Annotated in this window: 15 protein-coding genes and 1 pseudogene; 12 read left to right on the forward strand and 4 right to left on the reverse strand. The window is 69.7% G+C overall.

What is annotated here, in order from left to right; all coding sequences use genetic code 11:
• Positions 1-165: 165 nt before the first annotated feature.
• The 10 genes from WMF28_RS01665 (at position 166) to WMF28_RS01710 (ending at position 11,897) form a co-directional block, all read left to right on the forward strand.
• Positions 166-1,632: a hypothetical protein gene (locus tag WMF28_RS01665; RefSeq protein ID WP_437600250.1), complete on the forward strand. Its 1,467-nt coding sequence runs from the start codon at positions 166-168 to the stop codon at positions 1,630-1,632.
• Positions 1,629-3,842 carry a hypothetical protein gene (locus WMF28_RS01670; RefSeq protein ID WP_437600252.1) on the forward strand — a complete coding sequence of 738 codons (2,214 nt, stop codon included), beginning with the start codon at positions 1,629-1,631 and terminating at the stop codon, positions 3,840-3,842. Before WMF28_RS01665 ends, WMF28_RS01670 begins: the two co-directional genes overlap by 4 nt.
• A complete protein-coding gene (locus tag WMF28_RS01675) occupies positions 3,839-4,888 on the forward strand; it encodes a hypothetical protein (protein WP_437600253.1) in 1,050 nt (349 codons plus the stop codon). Before WMF28_RS01670 ends, WMF28_RS01675 begins: the two co-directional genes overlap by 4 nt.
• 245 nt (positions 4,889-5,133) lie before the next feature.
• The gene (locus WMF28_RS01680; protein ID WP_437600254.1) at positions 5,134-5,322 is read left to right on the forward strand and encodes a hypothetical protein; all 189 of its coding nucleotides are present in this window, start codon (positions 5,134-5,136) and stop codon (positions 5,320-5,322) included.
• Between the two features lie 165 nt (positions 5,323-5,487).
• Positions 5,488-6,087: an RNA polymerase sigma factor gene (locus tag WMF28_RS01685; protein WP_437600255.1), complete on the forward strand. Its 600-nt coding sequence runs from the start codon at positions 5,488-5,490 to the stop codon at positions 6,085-6,087.
• Positions 6,088-6,166: 79 nt separating this feature from the next.
• Positions 6,167-6,571 (forward strand): hypothetical protein, encoded by a 405-nt coding sequence (locus WMF28_RS01690; protein ID WP_437600256.1) that lies wholly within the window; start codon positions 6,167-6,169, stop codon positions 6,569-6,571.
• A 2-nt stretch (positions 6,572-6,573) separates the two neighbouring features.
• Positions 6,574-7,599, forward strand: coding sequence for a hypothetical protein (locus tag WMF28_RS01695; RefSeq protein WP_437600257.1), 1,026 nt, complete (start codon positions 6,574-6,576; stop codon positions 7,597-7,599).
• A gap of 369 nt (positions 7,600-7,968) precedes the next feature.
• Positions 7,969-9,414: a sigma factor-like helix-turn-helix DNA-binding protein gene (locus WMF28_RS01700; RefSeq protein ID WP_437600258.1), complete on the forward strand. Its 1,446-nt coding sequence runs from the start codon at positions 7,969-7,971 to the stop codon at positions 9,412-9,414.
• Complete coding sequence (locus tag WMF28_RS01705; RefSeq protein WP_437600259.1) at positions 9,411-10,631, forward strand: hypothetical protein; 1,221 nt, start codon at positions 9,411-9,413, stop codon at positions 10,629-10,631. The genes WMF28_RS01700 and WMF28_RS01705 overlap by 4 nt, the downstream gene beginning before the upstream one ends.
• A gap of 144 nt (positions 10,632-10,775) precedes the next feature.
• Positions 10,776-11,897: a hypothetical protein gene (locus WMF28_RS01710; protein ID WP_437600260.1), complete on the forward strand. Its 1,122-nt coding sequence runs from the start codon at positions 10,776-10,778 to the stop codon at positions 11,895-11,897.
• A gap of 208 nt (positions 11,898-12,105) precedes the next feature.
• Here the strand turns inward: WMF28_RS01710 and WMF28_RS01715 are convergent, their stop codons facing one another.
• Positions 12,106-13,692 carry an ATP-binding protein gene (locus WMF28_RS01715; RefSeq protein WP_437600261.1) on the reverse strand — a complete coding sequence of 529 codons (1,587 nt, stop codon included), beginning with the start codon at positions 13,690-13,692 and terminating at the stop codon, positions 12,106-12,108.
• A gap of 636 nt (positions 13,693-14,328) precedes the next feature.
• Between WMF28_RS01715 and WMF28_RS01720 the strand changes: the two genes are divergently transcribed.
• A complete protein-coding gene (locus tag WMF28_RS01720; protein WP_437600262.1) occupies positions 14,329-14,961 on the forward strand; it encodes a glutathione S-transferase family protein in 633 nt (210 codons plus the stop codon).
• A 195-nt stretch (positions 14,962-15,156) separates the two neighbouring features.
• Here WMF28_RS01720 and WMF28_RS01725 read toward each other — a convergent pair whose 3' ends face one another.
• The 3 genes and pseudogenes from WMF28_RS01725 to WMF28_RS01735 all read right to left on the reverse strand — a co-directional run.
• Positions 15,157-16,269, reverse strand: coding sequence for an alpha/beta hydrolase family esterase (locus WMF28_RS01725; protein ID WP_437600263.1), 1,113 nt, complete (start codon positions 16,267-16,269; stop codon positions 15,157-15,159).
• A 323-nt stretch (positions 16,270-16,592) separates the two neighbouring features.
• On the reverse strand, positions 16,593-16,808 hold the full coding sequence (locus WMF28_RS01730; protein ID WP_437600264.1) for an IS66 family transposase: 216 nt from the start codon (positions 16,806-16,808) through the stop codon (positions 16,593-16,595).
• 78 nt (positions 16,809-16,886) lie between these two features.
• Positions 16,887-17,355 (reverse strand): annotated as a pseudogene (locus WMF28_RS01735) (efflux RND transporter permease subunit); the annotation flags it as partial.
• 160 nt (positions 17,356-17,515) lie between these two features.
• Here WMF28_RS01735 and WMF28_RS01740 point away from each other — a divergent pair.
• On the forward strand, positions 17,516-18,070 hold the full coding sequence (locus WMF28_RS01740) for a cytochrome P450 (protein ID WP_437600265.1): 555 nt from the start codon (positions 17,516-17,518) through the stop codon (positions 18,068-18,070).
• Positions 18,071-18,513: the final 443 nt, after the last annotated feature.

An 18,513-nucleotide genomic window follows, 5' to 3' on the forward strand; every position in this document is an offset into this window, starting at 1 on the left:
CCCCTCGCAGCCCATCGGTGCCTCTCCGCCAAGGACGGATGCGTGTATCTCGGGGCGCGCTGCTCGGCTGAGCAATGTCCGAACGCTCTCGTGGACACTTGTCTCCGGGGCACCTGCGCGCGAGCGTCCGCCGATGAGAAAAGTCGCAGGGTGGAGGGAATGAGGATGAGGAAGACGAGGAGGAGACCCAGGCGACGGCCGACGACCCTTGTCGCGGCCTTCGCCGCCCTGGCGCTCGGCGCCATGGCGTGCGGGTGCTTGTGGGATCGCGACGACGACGCGCGCGGGAGCTTCTGCGCGCAAGCCGACACCAGCACTGTCGAGTACTGCGTGGACGCGAGCGAGGGCCCGGGAAGCGCGTGGCGCAAGGCCGAGGAGAGCGGCGAGCTGCCGATCCAGATGTGGGCGCTGAGGCCGAACAGCGTGATGGCGGAGGATCTCGCCGCGAGCGAGGCGGAGCTCACGGCCTGGTTCGACAACCTCGAGCGGGCCGTGGCCTACGTGCGCGACGAGGAGAAGAACGCCGAGTCGCTCCGGGCGACCCTGAACGGCGAGCTCCGCAGGCTGCTCCGGAACTTCAGCGATTACCAGAAGGAGGTCCTCGAGGAGGAGCCGGTCCGCGCGGCCGACAACTTCACGCAGGCGATGGCCGACAAGGCGAGCGCCGAAAAAGAGCCCCTCGTCGCCGCGCTCGCTGCGGACAAGCAGGCAATGGCGGTCATGCAGGCGATCTTCGATCAGGCGCGCAGCGACGCCGCGCCGCTTCGAGCCCGGTACGCGGGCGCCGCGGCCCACTTCGCCGCGTACCGGGCGACCGAGACAGCGGAGACGGCGGCGTACGTGGCGCTCTCGGAGCAGGCGTCGCGGTCGGATATCGAAGGCCTCGACGGCGCGGAGCAGGCGGTGCTCGCGGCGGCGCGCGAGGCGAGCCGGGCACCGAACGAGCTCGCCGCGGAGGTGATGACGCTGTCGGCGGAGCTCCAGGCGTTCGCGGTCTCGTTCGAGGAGGCGATCGCGCCGCACAAAGAGGTCCTCGCGACGCACGGGGCGGTGGTGCCGGACATGACCTCGGGGGCGCTGCGCTCGCTGAGCGCGATGCTGGGCTACGCGCAGCGGCGGGTCGCCCGGAGCGACGCGACCGCGACCGGGCTGCTCAGCGGCGTCGCGGTGCGCCGGCAGGCGCTCGAATTACTGCAGGCGGACGCGGGGGCGCGCGAGGCGATCGCGCGGTCGCGGATCCGCAAGGCGTCGGAGGGGTTCAGCGAGGGAGCGCGCGCGCGGGCAGCGGCGCTGTCGGCGGCGCCGCCGGTGAGCGAGAAGCTCGGGCTGCCGCTGCTCGCCGAGCGATGCGGGGAGCTCTTGGCGCTGGTGCAGATGCGGCCGCTCTGCGAGGCGGCGGGGTCGTCGTGGCGCGAGGCCGGGTGCGCCGCGCTTCGCGGGCGGTTCGACGCCGCGGAGGCGGAGCTCAGGACGGGCCTGCCGCGGGAGATCGCGGCGGGCCTCGCGGCGCTGCGGGAGAAGGGGATGGCCGCGGCGGCGCTCGACGCCGCGCAGGCGAGGCTCGACGCGGGCGACGTGAAGGGCGCCGCGCTCGCGTATGACGCAGCCGTGCGCGGCGCGGAGGGGCCATGAGAGGCTCGAAAGACGTTGCGCGGCATGGCTTCTGCGCCGCGGTGTTCCAGAAGGTTGTCGCGCTGATGACGGCGCTGGCGGTGCTGGCGCCGTCGCCGGCGTGGGCTCGCACCCGCACGCCGTACACCGTGCTGTGGAGCAGCCACGGTGATGCCGATTCGTGCGGTTCTACCGAGCTCGAGACCGAGGGCAGCGCGATGTTCGAGGTGAACCAGACGCCGCTGCCCACCTACGGGGTGCCGGGCGCGCTGCAGATCCACGGCGACGGCTCGCGGAGCAACACGCTCGAGGCGGAGTTCGACTCGGTGCTGCTCCGCATGGGCAGAAACGAGTTCCACTTCGGGGTCCACACCGTGAACGGCGGCAACTGGTGTACCCACGAGCAGGAGGTGGTGCACCTCGTCTCGGAGCCGCTCGGGCTGAACAAACCGCTCTTCAACCTCCGCCGCGATGGGACCGGCTTCGAGGGCAGCACCGACGTCGACCTGCGCCTCGCCGAGATCAACCCGGCGCTGGCGCGCGACATCGCCGAGCTGGAGGTCGTGCTCGCCAGGCTGATGGTGACGATCCTCCGCGACGCCGCCAAGGTCGCGGACCTGCGGGCGAGGATGGATCTGCTGCGGCAGCTCGACACCGAGCTGCACGACCTGGTGAGCCGGCCGCTGGCCGAGATCTCGCGGACCGACCTCGACGCGATTCTCGACCGGTACAAGGACGTTGTCGACGCGGAGACGCGGGCGGCGATGGAGCAGCTCGTCGACGACCTGAAGAAGAGCGTCCGCGATCTCGAGGACGAGCTCGGGCGATTGCTCGACGAGTTCGGCGCGCAGGCGGACGAGGTGGCGGACCTGGCGACGCAGGATGCGCGCGACGAGGGGTGGAATCCGGACGACCCGGGGGCGTACGCGCTCGGGGAGAGCGAGGTGCCGTGGGTCGAGGTGCCGGACATCGCGGAGGTGGACGGGGCGTTCGACGAGGGGAGAGATCCCTATGCGGCGTACGCGGACGCGGTGATCGCGGCGCTGGAGGCGGACGTGAGCGGCGGGGCGGTGGTCGCGCGGGCGGACTTCGTGGCGAACGTGAGGGCGTGGCGGGCGAACAGCGCGGCGCTGGAGATCGCGCTGCGCGACCGGATGGGGGTGTCGCTCTCGGAGACGAACGCGTTCCTGAAGGCGCAGAACCGGATCGCCGGGGTCGTGCGGCGGTACATGGATGCGTCGGACTGGTTCGAGGACTCGCCCGTGCCGCCGGACCTGCGGGCGCAGGTGGACACGGTGCTGAAGCCGCGGTTCGACGCGCTCGCGGACCAGATGAAGGACAGCCTCAACCAGTGGACGGGCGACGGGCTCGACCTGGAGCAGACGCAGCTCTACCAGACGATCAGCGCCTTCGGGGGGGCGATGTCGACGGTCGGCGAGGGCTTCGAGGCCTACGCCGAGGTGATGCAGACGCTGGTGCACGCGACGACGCGCATCGGGGTCGGGTTCGTGCCGGTGGTGGGGCCGGCGCTCGACCTGTGCGAGGCGGTGACGGGCAAGGAGTGGTGCTTGCCGTCGGGGCAGGAGCTCAGCACCGAGCAGCGGATCTTCTCGGGCGTGGGGTTCGGCCTCGGGGCGGTAGGACCGATGTGGCGCGCGGTCAGTCGCGCCGGCGGGCTAACGCCGGATGCGATTCGGGTCGCCGAGGAAATCGCGCAGATGGGCGAGGAACTCGCGACAGCGCTGCGCGCGAACCGGCGCAACTGGTACAAGACGCTGCGTGGGGCGGTCACCACCAAGTTTATCGACGCGTTCGAGCGCAGAGCGGCCAAGTTCCTACTGGACGATGGGCGGGCCTTGATCGGCGTTGGCGACGACGGCGTGCGCACAGTGCTGGGTATACCGAGGACGGCTCCTGCCTACAGCGACATCGCGAAGGCGCCCGATTTTGTGACGGTGACCCGAGGGAACAAACTGGCAGTGAGCGAGGCGAAAAGTGGGACGCACGTCCAGGAAGCGATCAAGCAGTTGACGAACGCTCTGAAGGCGCTGAAAGAGAAGGGGCTCGCCGGCGACGTCACAAGAGTCGAAATAATCATCAAGAAGGGCGTGGCGTTCGACGATCACAATAAGATCATCAAGAATGGATATTTATTCGACAAGGCCACAGGTCAGACCGTTCAGATTTCCGGAGAGGGTTTTAAGCATTTTGTCAGGGTCATCGAGATATGAGCGAGTCAAGCGGTCAGCGGGTTTTGAGGGAATCAACCCCTTCGTTCTTCGCGTGGTGTGACGAGTCGGATAGAATCGACGCATTTGCAGCGGCGCTGTCGGCTCTCGTTCACCCGTGGCGGTTCTGTAGCAGCCTGTCGATATTCTCGACATGGCGTAATGAGATTCCTATTGACGAAGTCGCTGCGACGCTGCATGCCCAGTTCGGCACGGACGCGTACGCTTGGGCGTCCTTCGGCGTGACGCTAAGCTCCGGACGTGCGCTAGGCTTCAGCAGCCACTGCTGCGGCGACGGGCAGCTCCGCCGCGGCGCCTCAGGTCCTCTCGGCATGTCGCCGTTCGACAAGGAGGAACTGCTCCCGCTTCGCCTGCCCGTCGGCTTGCTCGCCAGCGCGAGATCGGTCGAGGTTGAGGCGGCCATGGCGTCACTCGTCGTCCAAGAGGACGTGGAGGATCTCCTGCTCCGCCTATGCGCGCCGGGCGCGAGCAGGCGCGTAACGACCGGAGGATGTACGAAGCTCGGGCACTGGGGCGCCCCCATCGAAATCGGCGCGACCTACCACGCGACGGCCACGGAAATCGTGCGTGATCTTGCTCTCTCGTGGGTGCACCTGCACGACGGCGACAAGGTGGAACGCGCCGCGGGGTTGTCGATGGACGCGCTGCGCGCGCGCGTCGACGCTGCTCCGCACGGGGCGCGCATCGCGGTCAAAGGCGGCGCTGAGGTATCGCGGGAAGCGGTTCTACAGGCCGTTGATACTGCACCGGAAGTGCTTCTCGACGCGCTTGAGGCGTCCGCGCTCCCGGACGATGAATGGTGCGCCGTGGAGCCCTATGCCCGCGAGATCATGAAGATAATCGCGGAGGGCGCGCCCGTGCACGACGTGGACCTCACCACGCGCAAACACGTCCGGTTTCTCGAGCAACACGCCCCCTACCACGTGCGGCGCCTGGCGAGCGGCGGTGTGACGCTCGCGACCCACCCGTACCGCACGCTGTGGCCGCTCTGGGCCGACGCCCTCTTTTTGCTGGGCATCACGTCATGACGCAGGGCGCCCGCCTGCTCTCCCTTGCAGGTTCCGCACCTGGAAATGCCGGGCAACGCACCCCTCCCTGAGCGCACGGAGCGCGCGATGAGGGAGGGGCGGACCGCTGCGCGCGCTGCTGCTCAAGCCGTGGAAACGCAAGCGCAGCGTCCCGCCCCGACCGATCGGCGCCACGCCCGCCCCCCCTCGGCACCCGCTCATGCCGATTCCGTGACGACCCCGGGCGCTCACCCGCAATTCTAAACATGAGCCCTCTTCCTCTTCCCCCGCGTCCGCCCCCCGACCTCGTCCAGCACAGCACCTGGACGTCCATGCACGCGACCGCCGTTCACGTCCTCCCGGGGATGCTCCGGTACCTCGGGGTCGCCGAGGACGACATCGACGACCTCTCCCAGGAGGTCCTGCTCGGCGCCTACACAAGCCTCCCCCGATAGGACCCCGCCTCGCCCCCTCCGCCGGCGCCCGGTACGCCGTCCGGTCCATCGCTCCCGCACGGCCTCGGCCCGCGCTGGCGCGCCGAGGCCGCCTGGCTCTTCGGGATCGCCTGGCGCCAGGTCGGGCACCACCTGGAGCGCGCTTACCGGCGGCGCGAGGTGCCCGTGGGCCTCGTGGACGCGGCGTGCTTCGAGACCGCCGGCGTCGCGCCGAGCAGCGAGCAGCACATCGCCCGGAAAGAGCGGGGCGCGCTCGCGACCTGCCTGCTGGCGAAGATCGCGCCCGAACGGCGCGCCGTCCTCCTCCTGGCCGACGCGTACGAGATCCCGATGCACGAGATCGCGCGCGCCCTCGATCTCAACGAGAACACCGCCGCGAGCCGGCTGCGCCTCGCGCGCGAGGACTACCGCGCCGCCGTGAAGCGCCTGCGACCCGAGCAGCAGCAGGCGCTCCGGTCCGGCCTGCTCATGCTCCCGCTCTTCTCCCTCGCCTCCGCCTCCTCGAGCTCCGCCGTCGTGTCGCGCCCCGTCCACTCGGGAGCCTCCGCCATCGTCGACGCGAACGCGCCGGCGACCCTTCCCAGCCCGCGAAGCGAGCTCGGACTGCGTATTCCGACGGACGTGGCCCAGGGGATTCTTCCCCGCCCGGGGCGGGAAAGCCTTGACCCCGTGGCGAGCTCGGCGCCCGTGGTGGCGGCGGCGCGCCGGGAACGGGTGCGGGGCGGCGCGCTCCGGTTCCCATGTGCAAGGACCGCATGGACCTAATGTGGTCCAGGTCACCTGTTGACGCCGCCAGCATGCGGAGAGAAGAGAACGGTGCGCTCATCCGGAAAGGGAGGAACACATGGGGTACGACTTGAAGCTGAAGGCGAGCGCGATCGTGCTGTGCGGCGGGCTCCTGGTGGTGCTCGCGTCGGCATGCGACTTGTCCTACACCTGTGACACAGTGGAGCCGGGGAGCGCGGGTGCTGGATACCCTACAGAATCCGTGGGGGCGGGAGATTACCCGAACAACGACGAAGGCGAAGAGGACGGGGGCGAGGAAGTAGGTAGCGCAGAGCTCGCGATGGCAGGGTCGTGCTCCCCAAGCAAGACATGTACTGACATGTTCGAAGCCTGCCAGGACAAGGGTTACCCGTGTACTCGTGAGATCGAGTATAAAAAGACTCTCTGCGCGATTTGCCAGAGGAACTGCATCAACAAGCATCCGTACAAGTATTCGGAATGTTACGAGTGCGGTTTCGAGTGACCATGGCCGACCGTCCGACCCTTCGCAATGCGACCCATGTTGCCTTCGACACGCCGACGGCGGAGCAGCTGTTGCGCATGGGCGCGTCCAGCGTCGTGCCTGCGTCTGATTGCCTCGTCATCGGTCCGAGCCGCCAAGACGCCGAGGAGCATGCTCGCGCGCGTGAGATGTTTTGGGCTTCGTCCGGGAAATTCGACCGGCTATATTCGTCGGAGATCTGTTGGAAACCGCCAGTTGTCTTGTGGGCGTCGTCGAGCGTGCATGAGCGGGTGAACCTGTGGAGAGCCTGTAGCTGGTTGCGCCACGTCGGAATCTCATGCGATGAGGTGGCGGTTATCGATTTCGAGCCAGTGGCCATCTCGCGTGACCTTGACGAGCCGGCACCAATGTTCGAGTGTACCGATTCGGTGTCCGATCACCCCGACGCCATCCTTCTGGAGCGCCTCGACAAGGCGCAACCCTGGCCATGCGAACGCTACGATCGCGCCGTGCAACTCTGGGCCATGTACGCCGATGCGGATCCTCTCCCCTTCGTTGAAAGTTGCGTCCGTGGCGTGGACGGGTTCCCGGAGCTCGCTGCTTTGTGGGCCCTGCTCTCCTGCTTTCATGCAAGGAGGACTCCGGACGGTCGCCTGCGCTTGAGTCGATTCGACGAGTTCTTGCTGGAGCTCCTGTCAGAGGAATGGCGGACACCGCTCGCCGTGTTCTGCCATAAGTCGCCGCAGGGAACGGAGTTGCGTGGGTTCCTGTCCTATACAGGAGATCTGTTTCTTGCCGATCGCCTGGATCGTTGGGCGGACCACGATTCGAGCACGGCGGTGGAGCGCGCACCTGGCCCGAAGCCGCCTGGCGCTGGCTACCCGATGCTTTCGGAGGTCTATCGCCTCACTGAACGCGGGATGCGACTCCGAGACATGGGGCTCGATGAGCTCACGGATGCGCCAGGCCTGCCCATCGCCGGGACCGAGGCGTACTCGCCTTCGGCCCCCTGGGTGCTGCTCGAAGATGGGCGGCTCGCTCGGCTGTGAGGCGTAGCAGCGGCTCCGGCCAGCGCGCCTGACGGAGGGCACAGGCTGTGAAGCTCGAGCGTGACGAGCAGGCCCGGCTCCACGTCACGCGACTCTCCGCCGCTGGGCCCGGTCAACCTCTCGGTCAACCCGAAGGATCACGCTCGGGTCAGCCCGTCGACCGGCGGTCAGCGCCGGTCAAAGGGGCGCACCGCACCGTTCCGTCCGGACCTCCCGCCCCCCTCGGCGCCGCCCCCGCCCCCCCTCGGCACCCGCTCATGCCGATTCCGTGACGACCCCGGGCGCTCGTCCGCAATTCTAAACATGAGCCCTCTTTCTCTTCCCCCGCGTCCGCCCCCCGACCTCGTCCAGCACAGCACCTGGACGTCCATGCACGCGACCGCCGTTCACGTCCTCCCGGGGATGCTCCGGTACCTCGGGGTCGCCGAGGACGACATCGACGACCTCTCCCAGGAGGTCCTGCTCGGCGCCTACACGAGCCTCCCCCGGTACGACCCCGCCTCGCCCCCTCCGCCGGCGCCCGCTACGCCCTCCGGCCCATCGCTCCCGCACGGCCTCGGCCCGCGCTGGCGCGCCGAGGCCGCCTGGCTCTTCGGGATCGCCTGGCGCCAGGTCGGGCACCACCTGGAGCGCGCTTACCGGCGGCGCGAGGTGCCCGTGGGCCTCGTGGACGCGGCGTGCTTCGAGACCGCCGGCGTCGCGCCGAGCAGCGAGCAGCACATCGCCCGGAAAGAGCGGGGCGCGCTCGCGACCTGCCTGCTGGCGAAGATCGCGCCCGAACGGCGCGCCGTTCTCCTCCTGGCCGACGCGTACGAGATCCCGATGCACGAGATCGCGCGCGCCCTCGATCTCAACGAGAACACCGCCGCGAGCCGGCTGCGCCTCGCGCGCGAGGACTACCGCGCCGCCGTGAAGCGCCTGCGACCCGAGCAGCAGCAGGCGCTCCGGTCCGGTCTGCTCATGCTCCCGCTCTTCTCCCTCACCTCCGCCTCCTCGAGCTCCGCCGTCGCGTCGCACCCCATCCACTCCGGCGCCTCGGCCATCGCCGACACGAACCCGCCCGCGACCCTTGCCAGCCCGCGAAGCGAGCTCGGACGACACGACCTCGCAGCTCCGCCCGGGGATCCCGCTCGACCCGCGCGTCTCGCACGCCTGGCGCGCCTCGCACGCCCCCTCGCCCGGCTCCTCCGCCCGGCGCTGGAGTGGGGAACGGCAGGCATCGGCGGCGCCGCCATGGCCGTGGCGCTCGCTGAAGCGCCGGTCCCCTGGGCGAACCACCTGGCTCCGGTCGCGACACAGATCCTCCTTGCGCGCGCCGTCCACACGAATGCACAGCCGGCCACCGATCCCGGCGAGGCTCCGCACTCCGGAACGGCGCGACGCGAGGCGATCTCGATCGCTACCAGGGAGATCGCTATCTCCCCGAAGGAAACGCCAGCCTCCTCCCCGAAGGAATCGCCAGCCTCCCGAACGCCCACATCCACACACGCGCCGGCGGGGGGCTCCGGTCAGCGCAAGCCCGCCGCGCCGATGCCGCAGGCTCGCTCCGACGAGGAGCAGGCTCGCTCCGACGAGGAGCAGGCTCGCTCCGACGAGGAGCAGGATCCGCTCGCCGAGGAGCTGCGCCTGCTCGACGCGGCCAGGCAGGCGCTGCTGCAAGGCGACCGGGCGACCGCGATGGATCGCATCGCCGCCCACGAGCGAGGGTTCCCGCAGGGTCGGCTGAAGCTGCTGCGCGAGCGGCTGCGATCGAAGGTGGACCCGAGGCGGTCCGCGCCGGCCGGCAGCGCGGCCACGCAGCAGGAGCTCCCGTGACGGCGCGAACGAGGCGCGCGCGCCGGACATCGCACGGCGAGCGCGCGATCACGACGCGGGCCCGGCGCGCAGGGGTCGCGGCGATGACCGCCGCCGCGATCTCGGCTCTCGGGATCGCTCCGGTCCAGGCCGAGCCGCGTGCCACGCCGACCCGCGTGCGGCTCGAGCTCCTCCGAGGGCCAGGCGTCGAGGATTGTCCCGATGAGCAGTTCCTGCGCGCACAGACGATCCGGAAGATGGACGGGGTCGATCCCTACGACGCCGAGGCGCCGCTCACGATGACCGCGTCCATCCAGCGCCGGCGCGGCGAGCTCATCGCCGCGCTGTTCCTCCTCGATCGCGACGGCCGCGGACTCTGGGCCGACGGGTTCAGCGCCGGCAAGGACTGCAAGGTGCTCGTCACCGCCATGGCCGTGTCCATCGCCGTGCTGCTCGACGACGACGAGCTCGCCGCTGCACCGGGCGCACCGACCGCACCGCAGGAGCCCGTCCAGCAGGCAATGCGGCTCGAGGAACCCTGCTCGCCGGACCGCCCCTGCCCGCCGCAGCCCGTCCATGCTCCGGCACCGGCGCCGCTCCCCCACGAGACGCCGCTCTCTGACAAGACGCCGCTCTCCGACAAGACGCCGCTCTCCGACAAGACGCCGCTCCCCCACAAGACGCTGCCCACGCCCGCGCCGTCCGGGAGCAGCGTGCCGCCAGCTCCGGCGGAGCGCTTCCGCTGGGTGGCCGGCCTCGACGCCGTGACGGGCCTCGGCTTGACGCCCGGCGTTGCCCTCGGGTCGGCGCTGTCCATCGGGGGACGCTGGCCGGCGTGGTCCGCGGCGCTGGAAGTTCGCGGGCTCTCCTCGCTGTCGGGGAGAGTCGACGCCGTGGCCATGTCGGTGTCGGCCGTCACGACGGATGTCGTCCTCTGCCTGAACCGCCGCGCCCTGTTTGCGTGCGGTCTCGCAGAGATCGGCGTGCTCCGCACGGCACCCAGCGCGCCGTTCGACGCGGCACCGCGGCTGAACCCCCGCGTCGGTACAGGGGTACGGGCGGGCATCGCGTGGCCTCTTTCGGAGAATCTATCCGTGCGGGCACACGCCGAGGCCGTTCACCCCGTGATCGGCGCACCCATCCTCCGCCACCCAGGCGTTCCTGCACGCGAGCGACCCGTCTGGGGCGCTCCTGCTCTCGCCGTGGCACTCGGAATCGGTCTACAGGCGAACCTGTGAGAGCGAACCGGCAATGAACGCAACGAAGCTCAGTAGCGTCGATGAAATGAGAAAATTTTCTCGATGAAGGGAATGGTGCTCATGAGAATGTTCTTCAATCATCCTTCTTGTGCCGGGGACTCGCGTCCGCGTAAGGTCTCAGACATGCGCACGTCACGCTTCTTCCTTCCAGGATTGCTGCTCATCGCTGGCTGCGAAGTAGATCCCATCATCATCACGGGCCCCTGTCAGCCTGAAGAGGCCGAACTGGGGTATTGCACGGTGCCCGGAACCGGCGACGGCGGCGCCGGCGGTGAGGGCGGCGCCGGCGGTGAGGGCGGCGCCGCCGGCGCCGGTGGTGGCGGCGGCGGCGACGCGCACAGCTCGCTCTGCTCCGGCCAGTGCGCCCCGCCAGCGCCGCTCGGCTGGTTCGGCCCGGCGTTGCTCTGGTCCGGCCCGCCCAACGCGGTCCCCGACTGTCCCGCCGACGCGCCGACGCTCGGCTACGAGGGCTTCGCCGATCTCCGGCAGCCGCCCCTGGAGTGCGCGACCTGCGCGTGCGATCCGCCCGAGGCCTCCTGCTCCCTCCCCACCGACTGGGCCGCAACCTCCTCCTCTTGCCCCGGCGACGCGCCCGGCACCGTGGCGACCTCCTTCGCCGCGCCCGACGGCTGGGACGGCGCCTGCACCGCGGCGAACCCGATCCCCGCCGACCAGCTCTGCGACGGCGAGCCCTGCGTGCAGTCGCTCACGATCGCCGCCCCCTTGGTCACGGCCGGCGCCTGCACGCCGCGCCTCGACGTCCCGCCGCCCGTGCCCAGGCTCGATCTGTGGGCGACGCGGGCCAGGGCGTGCCTCGCCGGGGCGCACACCGAGTGCGGCGACGCGACGACGTGCGCGCCGGCGGCGCCCTCGGGCTTCCAGACCTGCGTCTTCCACGAGGGGGACGCCGCCGCCTGTCCGGAGGGGTACGCCGTCAGGCACCGCTTCTTCAAGGACGTGATCGACGGCCGCGACTGCACCCCCTGCGGCTGCGGCGATCCGACAGGCGCCTCGTGCACCCTCATGGCGTCCGTGTACCGCGACGCCGCCTGCACGGACCTGCTCGCGTCGAGCCTCGTCACCTCGAGCGTCCCGTTCTGCGTCGTGACGCCTCCCGGCGTGAGCCTGGGCAGCAAGTCGGCCGTGATCGCCGCCGTGGAGCCGGGCGCGTGCGCTCCGCACGGCGGCGAGCCCGTCGGCGACCTCCAGCCGAGCACGCCCTCCACGTTCTGCTGCATCGCCTGAGCTCCTCCCCCGGGAGCTCTCCCTCACCAGGGAGTGGTGGGGTCATTTGAACATGAAGGCGGGAAGGGGGAAGAAAATCATCAATAATCTTGCCATCTTCCCGCCTTCTCGCCTTCCTGTGACATCGCTCTGGGCCAATGCCCCCACCACCCACAAGGGCGCAACGCTCCGCCACCCTGGCCCCGCGTGCCCCGCGCGCGCCCCCACTTCAACACCCCGCCGCCTCCCTCCGCGGCAGCCGCGCCGTGAACGTCGTCCCCCGCTCCGCCTTGCTCTCGACCTCGATCTCCCCGCCGTGCGCCTTCGCGATCTGGTGCGCGATGAACAGCCCGAGCCCGAGCCCGCGCCCCGTGCTCGACCGTCCGTCCGCGGGCGGCTGTTGCCACGGATCGAACAGCGTCTCCAGCCGCTCCGGCGCGATCGCCGGCCCGTCGTTGTGCACCTCGATCTGCACGTCCTCCCCGCGCGGCCGGATCGCCACCCGGATGGCGCTCCCCGGGTCGGCATAGTCGACAGCGTTCTGCACGAGGTTGGTCACCATCTGGGCGATCCGCTCGGGATCCCACAGCCCGGCGCCGCTCCCCTGCAGATCGAGCCCGATCGGCACCTCCTGCTGCATGGCCCTGAGCTCGTCGATCGCCCCCTTGCAGAGGACATGGAGGTTCCCCGGGCTCGGCGCGATCGGGATGCTTCCGCCGAAGCGGCTCCGCGTCAGGTCGAGCAGGTCGTCGATCGTCCGCGCCATGCGGCGGGCGCTCGCCGCGATACGCTCGACGCTCCTCGCCTGGCGCGGCGTCACGTTGCCGTGGTGCATCAGCACGCTTGTCGCCAGCGTGACGGACGTGAGCGGCGTGCGCAGATAATGGCTGAGCGCGCCCAGGAACCGATCGCGAAACGCGAGCTCGTCGATCCGCTCCGCCTCCGCCCGCTTGCGATCCGAGATGTCGATCACCGTGCCGATCATCCGGACGCTGCGCCCCGCGGCGTCGAAGAACGCGCGCCCCTGCACGCAGACCCAGCGCTCGATCCGGTCGCGGATCCCCACGAGGCGGTACTCGATGCTGTACTCGCCGCCGCTCTCCGGGTCCTGCGACCGCAGCACGGCCTCCTGCACGCGCGCGCGATCGTCGGGGTGGATCGCCGAGACGAAGAGCTCGAAATCGACGTCCGGCTCCGGACCCAGCCCGGACACCTGCCGGCAGCGGTCGTCCCAGCGCAGCTTGCCGGTCACGGTGTCGTAATCCCAGACCCCCACGCCGCCGGCCTGCGTGGCGAGCCGCAGGCGCGCAGCGCTGTCCTCGAGCGCGGCGCGCGCCGCCGTCTCGATCTCGCGGGCGCTCGTCCACATGCTCGCGTCCACCACCGCGTGGAGGACCTGCGCCTCCCTCACCCCGAGGGGGATCCCCTGGGCGGCGCACACCTCGATGAGCACAGCCCGGAGGTGCGATAGCTCGCGCAGGGCCGCCGCGATGCAGCTGCCCTGCGCGGCGTGAAGGTGCGCGTGGTCCTCGACCCGCTCGTAGGCGCTCTGGAGCTCCCCGTCCTCACCGGCGAGGGGCTCGGCGAGCCCGCTCGCCGCGAGCGCCTCGGCGCGCCCGCTCGCCGCGAGCGCCTCGACGAGGTGCTCGAAGAGCCTCGGGACCTCGTGGACGAGCACCGGACCCCTGTTCCGCTGCGCCGCCGCCGCCCTGGGATCGTCGCGCACCCGGCGCGTCCAGCGCTCGATCACGTCGCGCTTGCAGCTGCGCAGCCTGGCGGCAGGGGAGGTCTCCAGGGGCGGACCGGCGTCATCCATCGCCACAAAAGCGAGCGCGCGCCAGCGCGGATGTCACGTGAGGACACCCCCTGATTGACGCGTCGGTGGCCGTCATACGGCCTCGCGCCCGGTGCCAAGGGGCCAAGTACGCCAGGAGGAGAAGAAGAAAGAGAGGGAGACAGATCGCCGAGGCGCCCAGAGAGCCCGGAAATCCTCTTCCGAGCGCCCTAGGCGCCTTTCTGCTCTTCTCCGGGTCGCTCCACCCGGCGCGGCCAGGCGCCGCGCTGGTTCCGTGCGTCAGAGATCCCGCCAGAACAGCCGGTCGATGACGAGCGGTCGCCGGAAATAGCGGCGATCGCCATCGCTTTCCGCCTGTTTCGCCGCCGAGGGCGGCTCCGGTGCCGCCCATCGGGGCGCCCTCTGCCGCCGCGTCGCCCGTAGTCAAGGGCCCGCAGCATCACCTGTGTGCTCGTTCGTGTGGCCGCGGCTCGAGCCGGTGATCCTCGCCGGGTAGCGGTCGAGGTCGCCTCGCGCCGAGGCGGGAGCCATGAACGCGGCGGGCAGAGGAATTCAAATCTGCCGCACCTGGCGCCGCGCCCAACGGGGCCGGCCTCTGGTAGCCTCCGCCGCGCCGCCGACGGACCGGCGGAAACGAACGGAGAAAGAGACACCACCATGGCCATCGTTCTTTACCACCACCCGTTTTCGCGCGCCGCCAACACCGTGTGGATGCTCGAGGAAGTCGGCGTCGAGTACGAGCTCAAGTTCGTCGACATCATGGCCGGCGACCAGAAGAAGGAGGACGTCACGAAGCTCAATCCGATGGGCAAGCTGCCCTTGCTCGTCGACGGCGACACCGTCGTCACCGAATCCGCGGCGATCGGCCTCTATCTCGCGGATCGTTATGCCCCGGGCCGCCTCGCGCCGAAGCTCGACGACGCGGCGCGCGGCACTTATTTTCGCTGGTCGCTCTTCGCCCCCTCGGTCATCGAGCCCGGCTCGATGGCCAAGGCCGGCAACTGGGAGTTCCGCGTCGGCTCCGCCGGCTGGGGCAACTACGACGACATGATCGCGACGATGGAATCGGCCATCTCTGGCCGTGACTTCGTCCTCGGCAAGGCGTTCTCGATGGCCGACGTCATCTTCGGCGGCACCATCGCGTACATGCTCGACTTCAAGATGCTCGAGCCGCGCCCGAGCTTCACCGGATATGCCGCGCGGGTCAAAGCCCGCCCGGCGTACGCGAAGAGCGAGGCGCGCAACAAAGCCGTGATGGACGAGCGCGGCCTCAAGATGCCTGGGGCTTAAGGGGCGCATCGGGCGGCGCCGCGCGCGCCAAGGGGCGCGTCGGCGTGCCGTGGGCACACGTGAGTTCACTCGGCTGTGGTAGTTTGTCTACACCACGCTGACGCGCTGGGGGCGGCCCCTGTTCCCCTGCAGGCGAGACGCCCCGAGCGCGGCGCTACGCGCGGGCGAGGGGCCCGCCCGCGGCGAGGACGTCGGTCAGAACTGCTTGAAGAACTTCCACGACTCGATGGGAATCCAATTCGGATTGCCGTCGATGTTCGTGTGCCCGCCGCCGAAGGTGCACACCCGCGTCGGATGCTCCGGATCGCAATCCTGGAAATCGTAGCAGCTGTACGCGCCGTTTGACGTCGGGATGTTGTTCGGAATCGTGCAGCCGTTGTCTTCGGCTTTTTCGAGGGCGATGAACTTGGCCCCTCTCTTTTGAGCTTCGTTGTTCACCCAGGGGCAAGTCCCGTCGCTCATGCCCGTCGTGTGCATCCAAGCAATGGGCTTACGTGTCTTTTCAGGCAACCAGATGTTGTAGTTGGCCGGGGCGATGCCCACGGCCGCACGGATCTCCGCTTGATGGTTCGTCGACAGCGAATAGGTGATCATCCCTCCGAAGCTGAAGCCGGTCGCGAACACGCGGGTCGTGTCGTAGCATACATTCTCATGCATGAGCTTCATGATGTCGTCGAACAGCGCGTGGTCCTTCTCTTGCCACGTTGCACCGTCCGAGGAGGGGGCCACGAAGATGGCTTGCTCTCCGTCGGCCTCTAGCTGCGGTTTGAGAAAGTAGAAGTTTTGCCCCTGGACGTCTTGCCAGCGGCTGCCGATCCAGTGTGACGTGTAGAACAGCCGGTAGGGCTTGTTCATGTCGTAGTTCCTGGGCATATCGACGTAGTACACGCGATTTTGGCCCGAACTTGAGATCGTATACTCCTTGGTCGTCAACGTGGTTGCTTTGCCGCACCCCGCGCTCAGCACAGGCGCGTTCCCCATGGGAATGGCTCCTTCGGGCCAGCCACCCATGCCAGCCCCGCCGCTGCCGGTCGGCTCAGCCCCGCCACTCCCGCCGCTGTTGTCACCGCCGGTCCCAGCCACGGTGGTGCCGCTGGAGGTCGCAACGCCGCTGCCGCTCGCGCTGCTGCCGCCCGCGCTGCTGCCGCTCGCGCTACTGACGGAACCGGTCGTCGTCGCTCCGCCCGCTCCGCCCGCTCCGCCCGCTCCGTCGTTGTTCGAGTCGGACTCGGCGGGGGCGCACGAAATCGCGACCCAACTCGCAAGGGTGACACAAAAGGCGAGTCGGCTGAACGTTTGATCTTGCATCACAGGTCTCCTACGAACCGGAATCAGGTGAAAAGGGAACTGAACGATTCGAGCGTGTCAAGGGCGACTCGCCACGCTCCCCTCACTGAACGGATCATGTTGACGAAGAGCTCGGTACTCAGGAGGACCCGAGCAAACCGAAACAAAAGGGTGGCCTCGACTGGAATGTGAACGCTCACATTGCCGGTGTCAATTCCAATCGACCGGCCCGCGGGTATCTTCGGGCCCGAGGGAGGACATGGCTGGCAGGGCTCGTTCGGAGCGCCGCGTTAAGAGGGGTGGGCGCCGGACCGCGGCCATCGCCGGACTGCCCGATTACAATCCTACTGCCAGCCTGTCATGTTGCCGCGGCCGATGCGGAAACCGTGCCGGTCCGACTCCACGTCTTGTCGGTAGCAGGGCGTGTGGTAGTCGAGCTCGTGGACGAGCAGGTGGGCCAAGAGGCTCGGATCGGCAAGGCGCCTGTCCATCGGGCGCTCCGGCGGCGAGGCGATCATCACCGGCTCGCCGCTGCCCGCGATGGGCTGGACGGTCTCCATGGGGCCGCCACGCCGGTAACGCCGCCGGTGGAGGGAGGGAGGGCGCCGCTATTGCTGCGGCGTGGCCGGGTGCGCCGTGCTGGCGGGCGCGCTTCGCCCTGCGCGCCGCGTCCGGAGCCGCGCGAGGTCCTCGGGCCGGCTCCGCTGCTCCGCGAGCAGGCGCGCGCGGACGTCGATGCGGCGCCCGTCGTCGTTGTACTTGGCGATGCGTCCGCCGCCGATCAGCGTGTTCAGCGTCGTCGCGATCGCCTCGACGCTCACGCCGAGGTGCGCCGCGCGCGCGGTCGGGCACGATGCGGAGCTCGGGCATGCCGAGCTGGTAGTCCGTGTCGAGATCCACGACGAGGCCGCTCTGGGCGAGCTCGCCCCGGATGCGCTCGCTGTGCTTCGTGAGCTCCCCCCGGTCGGGGCCGCGGACCGAGAGCTCGACCGGGAACCCGCGCTGGGCCGTGAAGCCGGACTGGGAGAGATCCTGCACCACGGCGCGCAGGCCGGGGTAGCCGTTCAGCTCCTTGCGGAGCACGCCCTGGAGCTCGGCCTGCGAGAGCTCCCGCTGCGCGTAGGCAAATCAAGCCGGATCGCAGGGCGAGGAAGTGTAGCGCGGCAGAGCGAAAGGGTGGGACCGCGAGCGTCGTGGACTCTTCTGGCGTCGCAGGGCGCCGTCCGATGCGCTTGCGCCATGGACTCGCCGACGCGAGCACGCCCGCGTGCTTGACGGTGTGAAAGCGCGGCGGCGGAACGCTGGCCGCGAGGCGGCACAAGAGCGAGAGGTCCTCGGGGACAAGGACCCTGGCGAGGAGTCGCTCTCGCGCCTGCGGCTCACCCGCCGCGTCATCGACGAGACCTTGCGGCTCTATCCGAGCGCGTGGATGACCGACCGCTGGACGCTCGCCGTGGAGCACGTCGGGGGATATCGCATCCCCGCCGACCCGATGGTCTTGATCCGCCCATACTTCGTGCACCGCAACCCGCGCTGCTGGAAGGGCCCGGAACGCTTCGATCCAGACCGTTTCGTGCCCGAGCGGGTGGCGGAACGGCCGGCGCACCACGACCTGCCATTCGGCTACGGGCCGCGCAACTGCATCGGCAGCCGCCTGGCGCTGCTCGAACTGCAGATCCTTCTGCCCATGCTCCTCTCACGCTACCGCTTTCGCGTCGCCTCCGCGCGCCCTCTCCGCACCTTCGCGCAGGTGACGCTCCGATCGCTCGGCCTGAAGTTCAGGCTGGAACCCCGCTGCCGAGCTCCACAGACCCGGCCATGACGGAGGGACCCCGACACCAAGGAGGCAAGGGTCTGACGGATAGGACATCCACTTCGACTGCGAGGCACCGCACCTGGAGCGACGGTGCACGACGGCGGCAGCGCGCTGATCGGGCGGGAAGCACGCTGCCCCGACCCGCCGCGACGCGCTGCTCCGAGTGCCGGAGGAGGGCCGCCACCGTCTCCGGAAGGTGACCCGGGGGCGGCAGCGGGGTATGATCGCGGGTCGAAGGACGCAGCAATGAGCGCTGGAAGAGCCGGGAGCCGTGGTCGAGCAGGCGAGGATACGAGGCCGCCGCACCCGGCGACGGTGGCGCAGTCGAAGCCCGCGCCAGGAGCGGCGGCGGCCCGAGCGCCGCACCCGGCGACGGTGGCGCAGTCGAAGCCCGCGCCAGGAGCGGCAGCGGCCCGAGCGCCGCACCCGGCGACGGTGGCGCAGTCGAA

It is taken from the genome of Sorangium sp. So ce590 (assembly GCF_051521365.1).
Lineage (GTDB): Bacteria > Myxococcota_A > Polyangia > Polyangiales > Polyangiaceae > Sorangium.